Source organism: Prevotella sp. P4-98 (assembly GCF_002251405.1).
In the GTDB taxonomy this organism is placed as follows: domain Bacteria; phylum Bacteroidota; class Bacteroidia; order Bacteroidales; family Bacteroidaceae; genus Prevotella.
On record NZ_NPJC01000058.1, the window covers coordinates 35,903 to 52,623 of the forward strand.

The 16,721-nt window shown below is 45.1% G+C and carries 13 protein-coding genes; 6 read left to right on the plus strand and 7 right to left on the minus strand.

What is annotated here, in order from left to right:
• Positions 1–11: 11 nt before the first annotated feature.
• The 6 genes from CIK96_RS08655 (at position 12) to CIK96_RS08680 (ending at position 6,652) form a co-directional block, all read left to right on the plus strand.
• Positions 12–2,141, plus strand: coding sequence for a pectinesterase family protein (locus tag CIK96_RS08655; protein ID WP_094440358.1), 2,130 nt, complete (start codon positions 12–14; stop codon positions 2,139–2,141).
• A 249-nt stretch (positions 2,142–2,390) separates the two neighbouring features.
• Positions 2,391–3,500: a nucleotidyltransferase family protein gene (locus tag CIK96_RS08660; RefSeq protein WP_094440359.1), complete on the plus strand. Its 1,110-nt coding sequence runs from the start codon at positions 2,391–2,393 to the stop codon at positions 3,498–3,500.
• Positions 3,497–4,342, plus strand: a complete 846-nt coding sequence (locus CIK96_RS08665) for a hypothetical protein (RefSeq protein WP_094390602.1) — start codon at positions 3,497–3,499, stop codon at positions 4,340–4,342. The genes CIK96_RS08660 and CIK96_RS08665 overlap by 4 nt, the downstream gene beginning before the upstream one ends.
• Complete coding sequence (locus CIK96_RS08670; protein ID WP_094440360.1) at positions 4,339–4,758, plus strand: S24/S26 family peptidase; 420 nt, start codon at positions 4,339–4,341, stop codon at positions 4,756–4,758. The genes CIK96_RS08665 and CIK96_RS08670 overlap by 4 nt, the downstream gene beginning before the upstream one ends.
• 5 nt (positions 4,759–4,763) lie before the next feature.
• Positions 4,764–5,030, plus strand: coding sequence for a PqqD family protein (locus tag CIK96_RS08675; RefSeq protein WP_094440361.1), 267 nt, complete (start codon positions 4,764–4,766; stop codon positions 5,028–5,030).
• Entirely contained in the window at positions 5,027–6,652 is a 1,626-nt protein-coding gene (locus CIK96_RS08680) for an ABC transporter ATP-binding protein (RefSeq protein WP_094440362.1), read from the plus strand. Before CIK96_RS08675 ends, CIK96_RS08680 begins: the two co-directional genes overlap by 4 nt.
• 504 nt (positions 6,653–7,156) lie before the next feature.
• On the opposite strand, the gene CIK96_RS13255 is transcribed toward CIK96_RS08680, so the two are convergent.
• From CIK96_RS13255 to CIK96_RS13260, 7 genes are all read right to left on the minus strand, one after another.
• A complete protein-coding gene (locus CIK96_RS13255; RefSeq protein ID WP_158214852.1) occupies positions 7,157–7,294 on the minus strand; it encodes a hypothetical protein in 138 nt (45 codons plus the stop codon).
• A gap of 21 nt (positions 7,295–7,315) precedes the next feature.
• Positions 7,316–10,069: a BspA family leucine-rich repeat surface protein gene (locus CIK96_RS08690; RefSeq protein ID WP_158214853.1), complete on the minus strand. Its 2,754-nt coding sequence runs from the start codon at positions 10,067–10,069 to the stop codon at positions 7,316–7,318.
• Between the two features lie 501 nt (positions 10,070–10,570).
• Entirely contained in the window at positions 10,571–12,136 is a 1,566-nt protein-coding gene (locus tag CIK96_RS08695; protein ID WP_094440365.1) for a hypothetical protein, read from the minus strand.
• Positions 12,137–12,152: 16 nt separating this feature from the next.
• Positions 12,153–13,778 carry a fimbrillin family protein gene (locus tag CIK96_RS08700; RefSeq protein WP_094440366.1) on the minus strand — a complete coding sequence of 542 codons (1,626 nt, stop codon included), beginning with the start codon at positions 13,776–13,778 and terminating at the stop codon, positions 12,153–12,155.
• 5 nt (positions 13,779–13,783) lie between these two features.
• A complete protein-coding gene (locus CIK96_RS13610) occupies positions 13,784–13,915 on the minus strand; it encodes a hypothetical protein (protein ID WP_256387359.1) in 132 nt (43 codons plus the stop codon).
• A gap of 525 nt (positions 13,916–14,440) precedes the next feature.
• Positions 14,441–16,162: a fimbrillin family protein gene (locus CIK96_RS08705; protein ID WP_144007510.1), complete on the minus strand. Its 1,722-nt coding sequence runs from the start codon at positions 16,160–16,162 to the stop codon at positions 14,441–14,443.
• 24 nt (positions 16,163–16,186) lie between these two features.
• Complete coding sequence (locus tag CIK96_RS13260; RefSeq protein ID WP_158214854.1) at positions 16,187–16,324, minus strand: hypothetical protein; 138 nt, start codon at positions 16,322–16,324, stop codon at positions 16,187–16,189.
• Between the last annotated feature and the right edge of the window lie 397 nt (positions 16,325–16,721).

Below are 16,721 nucleotides of genomic sequence, written 5' to 3' on the forward strand. Positions count from 1 at the left end.
AAATCAACAACATGAAACAACAACTGACAAGGGTGGCAGTCTGCATCATCGCCATCCTCTTGGGATGCAACATTCAGGCTGCCAAGAAAGTATTCACACTGGGCGATTCCACTATGGCCCCCTACGACGTCAACACGACAAAAATGCGTGGATGGGGTATGTATTTCGGCAATTTCCTTACCCATGGATGGGTGAGCCTCAACTATGCAAAAGGCGGAAGAGACTCGCGTGCCGGATATAACGAGCTATGGCAGAATGCCAAGGATAGCGTGGGCTCTGGCGACTATGTGCTCATACAGTTTGGACACAACGATGAGAAGTTCAACGGCATGGACAACCAAGAACTTCAGACCTTCTATGCTGCACAGGGAAACGATGCACAGTTGGCTACTGTAAGAAAGGACAAACGAGGCACCATCCCCCACTCCACCTATAAAGAATGGTTGAGAAAAATCATCAGAGAGGTAAAGGCAAAAGGTGCAACTCCTGTGCTTATCTCACCCGTATGCAGATGTTATTTCGGTGCTGACCACAAGATAACACGTGCCGGACAACACGATTTGGGCGATAAGTTTGATGCTTTGCACCAAGATACTATCATGACACAGCAACACATTGATAGCGACAACCATGACATGGACTATCCCTACCACATGAGACAGTTGGCTAAAGAGGAACATATCAGTTTTGTGGATATGACCACAGCCACCAAAAACCTCTACGAGCAATACGGCAGTTTTGACGCATGCTATGCGGCACTCTTCGACAAAGGTACTACCACCGACAAGACGCACTATAACAAAAAAGGTGCTATGGCTGCTGCACAACTCTGCGCACAACTGCTGAAAGAGCAGGGTATTTTGGCTAAACACATCACGATTCCTACAGAAACCAAACATGCCTATGATGCTGTGGTGTCAACAACTGCCGAACTCTGCCATGCTATTGCTGCTGCCAACAGCCGCAAAGACCAACAGACGCGTTACCGCATCTTGGTAAAAAAAGGCACTTACAAAATGCCGACAGGAGCAATGAAGCACTATAAGCATACGGGAAAAGACCGCACCACCGTATTGTGGGAAGGCGATCTGCCCGACCCTATCACCTATATCACCGCTGCCAACCTCTCGCTGATTGGTGAAGACCGCGATGCCACCATCATCACACAAGACATCTCCAACGATTCGAACATGCTCTTCAAAGGTCCGTTTGGCACTGCCCACAAATACGAAACCATACGCTATAGTCCTGTTTTCCAACTGACAGACGCTGCCGTTGGCACCTATTTCCAAGACATCACCATCAAAAGTGGCATCGACGACAGACTCGGACGCAACCTCGCTGTCTATGACTGTGCCACCAACACCATCTATAAGAACACCCTGCTCTATGGCTACCAAGACACATGGACCAGTAGCAACGAACAAGGACTCTACTACTTTGAGGGCGGTCAGGTGCGCGGACGTACAGACTATCTCTGCGGTAAAGGAGATGCCTATTTCAACCAGTTGGAACTGCTACAGATTGCCGGTGGATATACTGCAGTACCGTCGAAACCGAGAAACGTAGGTTGGGTGTTCAAAAACTGCACCATCAGCGCATCAGGCAACGACGTCGATGGCACCTACACCTTGGGGCGCCCATGGGGCAAGGCAACACCTGTTGCCGTGTTTATCGACACACGAATGAATGTGAAACCTACCACTCTGGGATGGAACGAGATGCATGACGGATGGCCTGCACGCTTTGCAGAATGGAACTCAAGAGACTGCAACGGAGTGACCATCGAAACCGCTGGACGCAAGACCATCTTTGCCAATAGCCATGAAAACAATCCCACACTGACAGAAAAAGAAGCTGATACCTACAGCAACATGAACCGTATGTTTGGCGACTGGCAACCTACCGATGATACCAAACAGGCTGCTATTCCTGTTGACATCCGCGTCAACGCCGGTGTACTGACATGGAGCAAGAGTTACGACACATGGTTGTGGGCAATCTGTAAAGATGGCAACGTGATCGATTTCACCGAACAACCCACCTATACTGCAAAGCAAGCTGGAATCTACAGCGTGCGCGCAGCCAACCCAATGGGCGGACTGAGTGCACCTTCGGCAACAGTGACCGTCACCTTGTAAGCCACAGAAACTAGCGCATTATGCTATAGTGGTGGTCGAGTGGTCGAATATTTTAAAAAACTAAATTTTTAGTGCTTCCGCATGGCGCCCTATGGAGTTGGGCGCCACCTATATCGGTCAAAATATCCGATGGCGTTTGTACCTACTGCAAGTAACAAATAAATCTCAATATGCAAAATTTCCGTGGATTTATTCTGCTGATTTCATATAAAAGTTTTATCTTTGCAGTCAATTATATGCAGATGAGAAATGAATGACACAAAGTGGACATTGATACGGCTAATGAGAATGGCTGTGGGCTGCGAACCTTATGAGCCAATGACACTCCCGGAAAGGGAGTGGAAGGAGGTTTATATACAGATATGCCAACAAACGCTCACTGGGGTGATATATTGTGTGGTAAATCGGATGAGTGGCGAAGTTGGCATACCCAAACCGCTACTGATGGAATGGACCCTGAAAGCCGAAGCTATACGCAGATTCAACGCTAAGATGAACGCAGAGGCTGCAAGGCTAACGCGATGGTTTGGCGAAAGAGGACGGAAGACGGCAATACTGAAAGGACAAGCCAACGCACGACTGTATCCTCACCCCGACGAACGGCAACCCGGAGACATCGATATATGGGTGGAAGGCGGCAGGGACAGCGTCGTGAAACTGCTGGGCGACGAGGGCGTTCTGGACACAAAGGACACCGTGTCGTATCATCATGTGCACCTGAATAAAAACGCAAGCGGTATCGCGGTGGAGGTGCACTTCCGACCGTCGTCGGGTAATTACAACCCCATCACCAACCGCCGACTGCAACGGTTTCTCGAAAAGGAAATCCTGCTGTCGGAGAGATGTCCCGAAGGCTTTGACGTGCCCACCTGCAGATTCGCCCTGATCATGCAGATGGCGCATATACAAAGGCATTTCCTCTCGGGAGGCATCGGACTGAGGCATATCGTGGATTACTATATGCTGATGAAGATTTCATCTGAGGAAGACCGGCGATTTATAGCCTCCCAACTGTCAAGGTTCGGACTGCGGAAAACGGCAGGAGCGGTGATGTGGATGATGAGCGAACTGTTCTCAATGGAGAGCGACAGGATGATATGCCCGAAGGATGAAAGGCGTGGCAGATGTATGCTCGACGAGGCATTTAAGAGCGGAAACTTTGGGTGGTATCACGAAAACCGCCGAAAGGGATACTGGCAAACCGTAATCAGTGGCATACTGATACCGATAAGGCTGATGGGATTCTCATTCCAGGAATGTCTGTGGATTAATGTCAAGTTTGTGATCTATATCATACGCACAATACCCAAGAGGATTAAGTACAGAAGTTTATCACTAAGATATGTTCACGAAGAATGACAACAAGATATTATAGTGTGGCACGACATGTGATGGCATTGACTGCCGGGGACGACATCTTCGCATTGCTCGACAACTGCCGTCCGTTTGAGGTGACTCCGTCGGAGCCGCTGATAAGTGTCGTGATACGCGAGAATGCTCTCCTACCCGAGGCTTGGACAGAGGAATGGCGACAGGAGGAAGAGGGCGACGAGATAGCATGCGGACATTCGGGAGGAAATCCGTTGTTTGTGTTCCGCTCGCACGGGAAGATGGCCGGCTGGATGGAATGTGGCAGCGACTATCGCAGGGCGACGGTATATACTGGCGAACTGCCCAAGTTGGCTATCGACAACGCGATGATGATTGCATTTGCCCTTGCCACGGCGGAAATGGACACATTGCTGTTTCATGCGTCAGTGGTATGTCGCGGGGGAAAGGCGTATATGTTCCTCGGACCGAGCGGAACGGGCAAGAGCACTCACACCCGCTTGTGGCTCAAATATATAGAAGGCAGCCGACTGCTAAACGACGATAATCCCGTGGTGAGGATAGAGGCTGACGGGGAAGCGGAGGTGTATGGATCGCCATGGAGCGGAAAGACTCCGTGTTATGTCAACGAGCATTATCCCTTGGGTGCAATAGTGAGGCTACGTCAGGCACCTCATAACGCCATCCGACGGATGTCGCCCATCGAGGCATACGCCACCATGGCATCAAGTGTGTCGGGAAAGAGGTGGGAGAAGAACATCGCCGACGGACTGCATCGTGCACTCAACTCACTGACTGCAACGGCAAGGATGTGGCACATGGACTGTCTGCCCGATGAGGCGGCAGCGAAAATGACAAGCTCAACGATATGAACGACAACAAGATAATTGACGAGGCTGTGGCACTGATGAACGAAGGATATAGTGTGACTCTGCCTGTTTCGGGGCGCAGCATGCTGCCGTTTATCATCGGCGGCAAGGAGAGTGTCATACTCGCTCCTCCTGCCGGGCTCAAGCGCGGCATCGTGGCATTGGCATGGGTGGAGAACAGGCGATATGTGCTCCACCGCATAGAGAAAATTGAGGGCGAGAGTGTGACGCTGATGGGCGACGGAAATCTTGTCGGACGAGAACACTGCTCCATAGGCGACGTCAAGGCTATTGCCACTCATGTGGTGGACAGAAATCAAAAGCGTCATTATCTATACACCCGTTGGCGCAAGGCGGCATCCGAAATATGGTGGGCGCTATTGCCCTTAAGACGATATATATTGAAATTAAACATTTAGAAGATATGAAAAAGAAAGACGGAATGGTGCTCCGCGAAGTATGCGGAGAGAAAGTGCTGGTGGGCGAAGGACTTGGAGCCGTGGATTTCGGCAGGTTGATAAGTCTCAACGACACTGCGGCATACCTTTGGGAACAGCTCGAAGAGGATTCGGACATCGACTCCTTGACACTGGCATTGTGCAAGGAATACGACGTGGAACAAGAGGTGGCACGACATGACGTGGAGGACATCCTGGAAGAATGGATAAAGACCGGAGTGGTGGATAGATGAAGTATGCAAGGTGGTTTATAGACAACTCGCGCGGCATAAGACTGAATATCCTTGTGCGCATAATGGCAGGACTGCTGCAGACGGTGCTTGCATTGTGCGTAGTATGGCTGAGCAAGAGGCTCATCGACGACGTAGCCATGAGGGGCACCATGAGCGAGATGGCTGTGCAGGCATTGCTGATAGCTGCTGCCGTAGTGGCGGGGGGGGGGATACGCCAACTAAACCAATACCTTGCCAATAAGGCATTTATCAAGAAGGTGGCGGAACTGCGTCTCGCTATCTTCTCGCAACTCTTCAACCGACGATTGTTTGAGGCCAATGACATACACTCGGGGGACGTCACCTCGAGGATGGCCAAGGACATAGATGCAGTGAGCGAGACATTGGCTGTGCAACTGCCGCAGGTGGTGGTGATGACTATACAACTGGTTGGAGCGTTCCTCCTGATGAGATGGTTTGACAGCCGACTGGCATGGGCGCTCATTCTCATCACTCCACTCACAATAATCATCGGCAAGTATATCTCCCACCGACTGAAACGCATCACTCTCTCGATACGCGAGGATGAGAGCAGAATAATGGCGAGGATACAGGAGAGTGTGGAATTGAATGTAGTGCTGAGGGCATTACAGGGCGAGAGATGGATGCAGGACAGGGTGGAAGAACTGCAGGACAGGCAGACCGCCAACTATATCCGTCGTTCACGGTTTATGGTGTTCAGCCGGTTTGCACTTGGTTGCACATTCGGCTTGGGATATATGCTCGCCTTTGTGTGGGGAGCCTACGGACTGCGCACGGGGGCAATCACCTTCGGAGTGATGACATCCTTCCTTCAACTCGTAGGACAGATACAACAACCTATCCTGTCATTGCTCGGCGCATTTCCGTCAATCATATACAGCACTGCCAGTATCGACCGGCTGAAGGAGATGGAACATGGCGAGGAGAAGCAATCATGCGACGGCGAAGACATCACTACCCGCCCATTGCTTGGCATACGCATGGACAACGTGACATTCCGATATGCCAAGGGCGACAGGGAGGTGATGAGTAATTTCTCACATGACTTCCGTCCGGGCACCAAGACCGCAATACTCGGAACAACAGGTGCTGGAAAGACAACGCTCTTCCGACTCATACTCAATTTCATACAACCCGACAGTGGAGAGGTGACATTCTACGGGAATGGATTCTCTCATGCTGCCGACAAGAGCATGAGGAAGAATGTGGTGTTTGTGCCACAGGGAAACACTCTGATAAGTGGCACGATACGCAATAACCTGCTGATGGCAAAACCGGATGCATCCGACGAGGAACTGCATACTGCACTTCACACATCGTGTGCCGACTTCGTCTTCGACTTGCCGCAAGGCATAGACACGGTATTGTCGGAACATGGCGGAGGATTGAGTGAGGGACAGGCGCAACGCATAGCCATAGCACGCGGACTTCTCCGACCCGGTGCCGTCTTCTTGCTCGACGAGATCAGTTCGGCTCTCGACGAGGACACGGAGCGAGAATTGTTCAGTCGCCTTTTCGCCGCCCGTCCATCCACCACCATCCTACTAATCACCCACAGAAAGAAAGTGGCGGCACTATGTGATGAACGCCTTGAGATTTAAATCATCGGGGACAGGTTCATCGACCCTAAAGAGTGAACCAATGTACCTGTCCCCATGACCCTTGGTATAAAAATAAAACGACCCGCCGATTTAAGCATCGTAGAGAGGCTTGGCGGGTTCTTGTGGTGCAAAGGTAAAGCATTTATTTGGATTGTGCAAGGCTTTTGGAAGAAAAGTGCGGAATTGGAGGTGATTTTTAACAGTTGTTGGGTGTTGGAAATACAAAATGAGGTATCTGCAAACCAAATAGGGTCATCTACAAACCATATTGGGCGGTTCGGAGGATTGGATGTAATTTCGGGAATCATCGGGGACAGGTACTTGAACCATCTATACACAATTGAGAAATGGCACGTACAGCAATAAAGCATTCAGATAGCGGAGTCTATCACGTTATATTGAGAGGGGTTAAAAGAATCATCGGGGACAGGTTCATCGACCCTAAAGAGTGAACCAATGTACCTGTCCCCATGACCCTTGCCTCTGTGTTAAAAAAAATATTCTTTAATCGCCGTAGTATTCGCCGTTTAATCCGCCATAATCCACATCCGACGCTTTTTCTAATGACGACCCAGCGAGGATGACACTGGGAGTGATGTTATACACTGTTATTGCGGGACGGATATACTTTTTCTTTTCCATAGTTATTAATGTATTAATGAGTTATTTAATGATTAATTTGATAGTCTTGTTGCCACGGCGCACGATGTTCACACCTTTTGCGGGAGCGTTGATTCGGCGGCCGTTGATGTCATAGTATTCGGCATCGTCGGTGGCCACAGAGTTAAGAAGGTCGATGGCAGTCGTTCCTTCATTTCCCTCGCCACCACGACCGATAGAGAATGCCCTGGCACTCGCTGGCGCTGATGTCGCCCCAGCAGAAGCAGTCAAAGTCATATATGCGCGGAAGGGCTTGACTCCAACCTTCGTCACTCCTTTATCGAGCATCTTTGCGGGATTCATCAGTTTGTTGTTCAGCAGGATGAAGGCATTGCCGTCTTCCGTAGAGAAAGTCTTCGTCTGATATGTGCCGCAGAGCTGCAGAGGGCCTTCAGGGCCATTGACTGCCGTGCCAACAACAGGCGCTTTCAATATCTGAGCATCTGTCTCTGAGATATTGATCTTCTTTTCCTCGCCATCCTTAAACTTGAAGAGCACAGGCGTTCCAGCAGCAATCTCTCCCGTCATTTCCTCAATCTCCACAGCATCAGCAGATGCGCCCTTAAGCTGATATGCAGTAAAATTAAAATTATCCGGGGTATATGCAAATGGCAGGCAAAGTGAGAACCATGTTGACTCTGACTCCGAGAGGTCACGGGAATAAGTAGCCGATTTTGCCTTAAACTCATATTTTGGAGAGAAGTCATAGTCTCCTGTCAGGTCAAGACTTTCAGTCGTCAAAGGATTTCCGCATAATTCCACCTTACTGTCGCCCAATGTGAAATATGTCTTGAAATAGCCAGTGTTATAGTTGGCCATGTCTTTGTCTGTTTTATCTTCGGAGTATGAAGCAGCTCCTACGAGTTTTTTGCAATCCGTAAACATACCATCACTATTGCTGACATTGGCAGTATTAAAATCATCGCTGACATAAATTGTCGTGAGGCCTGAGCAGCCATTGAACATGCCGTTCATATACGTCACATTGACTGTTTTGAAGCTTGAAAGGTCAAGAGATGTGAGACCTGAGCAGTTCCTGAAAATATCACTCATATTCGTCACATTGGCTGTCTTGAAGTTTGAAAGGTCAAGAGATGTAGATGTGAGTTTTTTGCAGTTCCTGAACATATTACTCATATCCGTCACATTGGAGGTATCGAAGTTTGAAAGGTCAAGAGATTCGAGTTTTAAGCAGCCCATGAACATATAACTCATATTCTTCACATTGGCTGTATTGAAGCTTGAAAGATTGAGAGATGTGAGACTTGGGCAGTTATTGAACATCTCAGACATAGTCGTCACCTTGGCTGTCTTGAAACTTGAAAGAGTGAGAGATGTGAGACCTGAGCAGCCACTGAACATATCACTCATATCCGTCACATTGGAGGTATCGAAGTTTGAAAGGTCAAGAGATTCGAGTTTTGAGCAGCTACTGAACATCCATCTCATATCCTTCACCTTGGCTGTCTTGAAACTTGAAAGGTAAAGAGATGTGAGGCCTGAGCAGCCATTGAACATAGAACTCATATCCGTCACATTGGAGGTATCGAAGTTTGAAAGGTTAAGAGATGTGAGACCTGAGCAGCCACTGAACATGTTGCTCATATCAGTCACTTCCTCGGTGTTGAGATTCTCTATGCCTTGTATTGTTGTAAGTTGCGAAAAACCACAGAACCACTGATAACAAGAAGTTGGCTTGGCTTGTTTAAAAGACGGAGTAAAGACTACTTTTTCGCAATCAGAAAACACATCACTTAACCATCCCTGGGCATTATGGCCTTCATTTAATATATATTCGCCATTTGTTCCTTCTGTATAGTTCGCCACTTTGAATGTCAATACTTTAGTATCCCCATTCCATTTAACGTATGGCGTTAAGTTACTCTTGGTGAAATAGCCGTCAAAATTGGCCATGGATTTGTCTGTATTAGATTTTTGGAATGGAACAGCTCCTTTAAGGCTTGTGCAATTCTTAAACATATATTGACTATTGCTGACCTTGCTTGTTGAAAAAACATCACTGACATAGATTGTCAAGAGACTTGAGCAGTCCTTGAACATAGAACCCATAGACGTCACAATGGCTGTATTGAAACTTGAAAGGTCAAGAGATGTGAGCTTTGAGCATTTATTGAACATAGAACCCATAGTCGTCACATTGGCTGTATTGAAACTTGAAAGGTCAAGAGATGTGAGATGTGAGCAGTCATAGAACATCTGATACATAGTCGTCACATTGGCTGTATTGAAACTTGACAGGTCAAGATATGTGAGACTTAAGCAGCCCCAGAACATAGAATACATATCCGTCACATTGGAGGTATCGAAGTTTGAAAGGTCAAGAGATATGAGATTTTTGCAGGCAAAGAACATCTGATTCATAGTCGTCACATTGGATGTATTGAGATTTTCGATGTTATCAATAGATGTCAAATTGCTACAATTATCGAACCAATGAGCGCATGAAGTCGGCCGTGCATCTTTGAATGATGCATCAAAGACAACTTTCGTAATGTCTGCTTTATGGTCGCTTATCCAGCCTGGAGAAGTTTTAGTATCGGTAGGATCGGTAGGAACATCATATACATCTCCACTCCCTGGTTTATCGCCATACATGAACGTCAGCGTTTTTGTTTCGGTATTGAACACTGTGTACATTTCTTGTGCCCACGTTGATGTAGGCATCACCATAGTCATCGCGAGCATCAGTCTCGTGACGAGCCTTCTTAATTGTTTATTTTTTCTTTTGCTTGTCATAATATTTTGTTTTGTTTGTAATAAACATTTCCAGTTATGGATGATATAAACGCACAGAGTCTTCCGCCGGTGCCCTTGTCTGACACCTGCGGAAGGCTCTGTATGTGATGTTATATGTCGCTGACGATGATATGTCATAGCAAATACCCCCCCCCTAAATCATTATGATTCAGGCGGTCATATATGGTAATGTATATGGTTGGCAATGCTGTCATACGATGCTAATATTAACTAATTTAATCATGCTTTTTCTTTGCAGAAGTGTATCAGATACAACATCTAAGTTCCAAAATTACACAATTTCTTTCATATAAGCATCAAAATCATCAGAAAATTATTCATATTTACAACAATTTGACAATTGCACACACCATTCCGCACTATTTTGGGTGCAAAACTAAGGAACGCTGCAGAATCATCGGGGACAGGTTCATCGACCCTAAAGAGTGAACCAATGTACCTGTCCCCATGACCCTTCCATGACCCTTAATTGCTGAAGTTTCAATCCACTGCAACCAAGCGCACCGGGCGCACCGGAACACCCATATAGTGAAAGTGATTGTAATGATCATATACATGACTGCCATCGCATTGCAGGATATACGCGCGATTGTTATCGTAGGCTGTGCCTGACCAGTAGTAGCCTATAGAGCCGACTTCCTTGAACTCAGTCCTATAGACGTAGCCAGCTGCAGGCAAGAAGAGATAATTACCAGATCTGTCATTCCTGATTATCTGAATTCCGTTGATTCCTTTTCCTTGAACTTGGGTAAAGGTCCAATTTCCCTCGGGTCCCCAATAGACCTGTTCAAGATTGGCATATTCCAAAGCCATCCAAATCTCTTTTGTTGGTATCTGCCAGTCACCTTTAAGTATCTGACGAGCGGCATCGTCTGCTGCTTCAAGGGTATTTCCTGACGTGTATTTGCCATTAGAGTAATATGGGGCATTGTCTTTAATGTATCCACCTGGTTTGTTACCCAAAGGTGTAATTGACCATGGATTGGTATTTTGGTTTATTGCAGAATACCATACCGATGTTGCTCCCCAAGCAAAGTAATCACCATAATCATATTCATTTGTGGCAAGACCATCTTTTGTGAGGTTGGATTTGGCGAATATTAATCTATATTTTTTTTCATTAATTACAAACTCTCCCATATCAAGTTCTTGACTTTTATCTACTATGCCACGCGAATTATATGTCCATTCCCCCAATTTTTTATCTGTTGTATCAAATATGCCTGTTGTCTTAAATGTGCCGATGTGTTTAAACTTACTACGATTAAACGTATTGCTTTTGGTGCTTGTTCGAGTGTAAACACAATATTCATCAGAGGCATGGAAACTAATGCTGAAACCTTTTGTCAAGGTTATAGGAGGAACTACAATAAAATACTGATCACCTTTTTTAAGATATTTTCCTGTAGCAGGTTTCAAAGTAATGGTCTTCGATTGGTTTGACGTAAAAGAGATTGAAGGTTCACCATTATTATAAGTTAGAGTTCCTGTACCTGCAATATCCTCGTTTGCAGTCAGCACTATCTTCTTGCAAGGAAACTCTATCTGTAACTTTATAAGACTTACGGCATTCTTGAAATCCAAATTATACTTTTTGTCTTTTGTCGATACAGCCATCATCAATGCTGCCTTTGGGTCGAAACTCCAAATAGTTGCAGTTTGTTCTGCAGGAAGAGTTATACCACTTACACTACCATCTTTTTCAAGTGTAGCTCCTTCTGTGTATGGATAAACAGCAGTGAAAGATGTTGCTTGTGACGAAGCTGTGCCAGAAAATTTACCGTCTTCAACATCTTCTGTTAATGTAAACGTCCGGTTACCTTGACCATCAAATACACTAATCTTATCACCTGTCTCCCAATCGACACCAGTGCCAGCATTAAGAGCCGTACGAGTACCAACATTTGATTCTTGTGTGGCAGTGAAAGTCATTGGAACCAACTTGCTTTCTTCTTTGATTTCTGCCACTTCATCGTCTGACGATGAGCAACTTGCCATTGCCATCAGCATGGCAATGGACATAAAAGGTAGAATATATTTCTTCATTGTTCTAATATAATTATTATTCCCATTTAAAATCGTCTTCATAATCATATCTCTCTGTAGTAGCAACAGGATCCGCCAAAGATTCCACAACCAAGCGCACCGGGCGCACCGAATAACCGTAGTAGCGATATTTTGTGGAGATCTGCGTATAGCCCCCATCGTAAGAATAATATAAGTACAGGGAATATGCGGCATCATTCGAGTTGGCTGTGCCTGACCAGTAGGAGCCGTAAGTACCGTCACAGCTGGGCCAAGATTTATAGAATTCGCCAGTTACAGGCAAGAAGATAGTTCCTGTTTCACTTTTTTTGCTGTTCACTTTGTAGCCATTGTAGCCATTGTATTCTGCTTTGGAAGACTTAGTCCATTCGTAATTTGAAGTCTCACACAATTTATCCCAAATCTCTTTTGTAGGTATCTGCCAGTCACCTTCAAGTATCTGACGAGCGGCATCGTGCTCCATAGCAAGTTTTTCGCCATCATTAATGTATTGGTTGCAAGACCAGTTTTTACCATCTCTAAATGGAACAGTTTCCCAATCGTAAACTGTGGCATTTTTGGTGTTCTCCCAAGCCGTTGGTGAAACTTTAACGTCATATCCTGTGCCAGTACGAGAATATTGCGTACACCAAGGCTCAGTAGCTCCCCAAGCAAAATAATCACCAAAATCATATTCATTTTCGGCAAGACCATCTTTTGTTAGGTTGGATGTGGCGAAGATTAATCGATAATTCTTATCACCAATTGTAAACACTCCCATATCAACCTGTTTGTCCGCTGGCACTTCACCATTTTGTGATAACGTCAATTTCAACTTATTATCTGTTCTTGAAAACTCACCGAGATTAATAATAGTATTTCTCTTAAATGTAATACTCTTAGAACCTGTGCGAGTGTAAACATCACCGGTGGTGTCAGTGAACGAAATACTCCAACCTGTGGAGAGTGTTACGGCAGGAACAGCTATGTAATAAGCCGTGTTCGCAGTAATGTTTCCCGATAGTGTAATGGAAGTTGATTGTTCTGAGGTAAATGTTATCGACGGTATATTGCTATTAGTATCGTATAAAAGTGTACACTTTCCTGCAAGATATTCAGATGCTCCAGCTGCCTTCAACACAATCTTGCTGCAAGCAAACCTTGGTTTCACCTTCACATAACCAACGGCATTTTTGAAATTCAACGTGTTTCCATCGCCGCCCTCTGCAATCATCAAGGCTGCTTCCTTGTCGAAACTGTTGTCTCTGGCATATTGAGTGGCAGGAAGGGTTACGTTTGTAACATCATCGCCCGAAAGAGAGGCATTTTCCTGATACGGATAAACGGCTGTATAAGAAGTTGATTGTCCTGCCTTACCTGAAAACTTACCAAATGTTCTTCCATCACCATCAGTTAGCGTAAACTGATTATTATTCGTCCCATCGAAGATGCTTATTTCGTCTTCTGATTCCCAGTGAATATTGGTACCGCTTAGTATAGCCCTAGTGCTTGCCTCATTACCTTCTTGCGTTGCAGTAAAGGTCATTACCTTTACCGCACTCTCATTTTCAATTGTAGTGTTGTTGTCCTCCGACGAACATGACGCAAAGGACACGATGGCTGCAAAAGCCATCATAGATTGAATATATTTCTTCATTTTCATTCTTTTTACCATGTATACTCTTCTTCACCAAGTGATTCTGTTTCTCCATTAGTACTTCCCGCCAAAATCTGTGTCCTGCTGATTTCATAAACCGTCATAATAGGAGATTGATAGATTTTCTTTTCTTTTTTTTCCATTTTTGTGTTTCTTGATTCATTTTTGCCTATAGGTTCTCGGAGTCGGCTGGTTAATGATTAATTAATATAAGGTGATCCTATTAATGAAAAAGCGTGGAACCTGACACTTGCCTGTCCCACTTCTCGAGGTTCTGGTTTACCTGATTTCGAGAAGTCAGAAACAAAGCGCATGAAGACGCTCTCCCATAAATAGAGACAAATGCGGAGCCAAACTCTATTGGCTCAGAAGTCCAAGCGAGTTGGGCAACTTGCAAATGTCGGTGCAAAATTAGTGATGAAACTGCCAAACTTTTCGGCAACTTTTTATTGTTTAACAACTTTTTTGCTTGGTTTCCCATCCTACCCTCCTCGCGCGACGACGGCGCGAGGAGGGAGGAGGAATGGGGTGATTCATATACACAGGGCTCACGCCCTGTGCTGAGTTTTCTTTATTTTGCAACCAAGCACCGTAAGCCCGTGTTGCTATAGTTGTAGTTCCTCTACTTTGTAGAAGTCAAGGCCAGCAACGCGATGGTTGCTTTACTCCTATTGGTTGTTGTATTCAATTGTAGCTTGGCCTAATTGCCATTGCTCTGGAAGGTATCCTTTATTCATTAATCCATTATAAACAGTTTGACTTGCAAGTTTCAATGTCCTACTTTGTGCACTTGTTCCTGCATTATCCAACCAATTATCCAAGCACCAATTAGTGGAATACTTTGTTGCAAGCATTGTAACTTTCGAAAGATTACTGCAGTCGTAGAACATTTTATCATAACAACCCATGGCAAGTGTGGTTGCAGGAAGCTCTGGAGCTGTTGTCAAACTTGTGCAGCCATAGAACATTTCTCTATAACAAAATGTGTCAAGTGTGGTTGCAGGAAGCTTTGGAGCTGTTGTCAAACCTGTGCAGCCGTTGAACATTTCATAATAACAACTGTTGGCAAGTGTGGTTGCAGGAAGCTCTGGAGCTGTTGTCAAACCTGTGCAGCCTTTGAACATTGCATAATAACATTGACTGGCAAGTTCCATACTGGGCAGATCTGGAGCAGATTTCAAGTTCGTCATAGAGTTGAAAAAATTCATAAACATGGCTTTGGATGTGTTTGCACAATAATAGTTTTCATAATCTATTAATGTACGTATGTCACCTGTGCAATTGACTTTAACAGTTTCGTTCCCGAATTTGAACATTGGACCAGCATCTGACACGACATACTTTCCTTGATCTACTTTAGCCCTCAAACGGAGATCACCATTGCCACCGCCAAAGGATACAGATAGTACATCATTAAAATTCTTCCACTCGCCGCCATTTACTGAATATTCAAGGTATTTATTCGCATCCGAAGCTACACCCGTATTTACTTGATAAGAATAATTATAATACTTGAATGTCTGTTCTTCATCAGCAGTAAAAGTGATGTAAGGAATTGTGCTTTCACTTACTTCTGTTGCGCCCTCCATTTTTCCAAGATTCCACAAGTCGTTTCTATTCAATGTGAATGAAGAGTTTTTCTGCTTAAAATATTTTTTTGTATTGTCGTCTTTGGGTTTCAGAGTTACACTAAAGCCATTCTCAAATGTTCCGGGAAGGAGCAGGATGTAGTAATCTTTGTTAGCTGTAATAGTACCTGTAAGTTTCACCTCACGACTCCCGTTAGTAATACTGATTGAAGGAGTGCCTTCGCCATCTATAGCCACATCGAATGTTCCTGCCAGCGCATCTGTTGACTTGTGAGCTGTGACAACAATCTCTGAGCAGTCGAAAGTTGGTGTCACCTTAAAGTAGGCAACAACATTTTTGAATGGCAAATTGGTGCCATTGCTCTTTGCAACCATTATTGCTGCCTTTGGGTCGAAACTACCTTCTTTGGCTTCTTGAGTTGCTTTAAGTTGGACACCAGAAAACTTGTTGCCAGAGAAACTGACGCCGTCTTGGTTTGGATAGATGGCATAATAAGTCGCACTTTCAGAAATTTCTCCATTGAAAGTGGCTTTTGTTGTTCCTTGTCCAGCCGTTAATGTAAAATCATTGGTTTCAGTTCCATTAGTTACCTTAATTACATCACTCTCTGACCAATGTATTTTTGTTTTCCCGCCTTCAGTACCAATGGCAGTACGAGTAGCACTGCCATTCTCTTGCGAGGCAGTGAATGTCATTTTCACGCTTTTATTATTGTCACCGAGATTCTCTGTGAAGAAATCTTCTGACGACGAGCACGATGCCAACGCAAGAATACCTGCGATGGCTAATACTGATTTCATAATCTTTTTCATTTTTCCTATTGTTTAATAGTTGTTGCTGAATGGATCGCCCTGATCTTCTGGGGTTTCCGTTTCACCACTTCCCGCCAAAATCTGTGTCCTGCTGATTTCATAAACCGTCATAGTAGGAGATTGATAGATTTTCTTTTCTTTTTTTTCCATTTTTGTGTTTCTTGATTCTCGGTTGCCTATAGGTTCTCGGAGTCGGCTGGTTGTTATAATATGGATAAGGTTAACCTATAAATAAAAAAGCGTGGAACCTGACACTTGCCTGTTCCACTTCTCGAGGTTCTGGTTTACCAGATTTCGAGAAGTCAGAAACAAAGCGCATGAAGACGCTTTCCCATAAATAGAGACAAATGCGGAGCCAAATTCTATTGGCTCAGAAGCCCAAGCGAGTTGGGCAACTTGCAAATGTCGGTGCAAAATTGATAAATAAAAATGAAACTGCCAAACTTTTCGGCAACTTTTTATCGTTTAACAACTTTTTTGCTTGGTTTGAAGGGTGTTCACAGAATCATCGGGTACAGGTTCACAGTGATTAACCCGTCCAACTTTG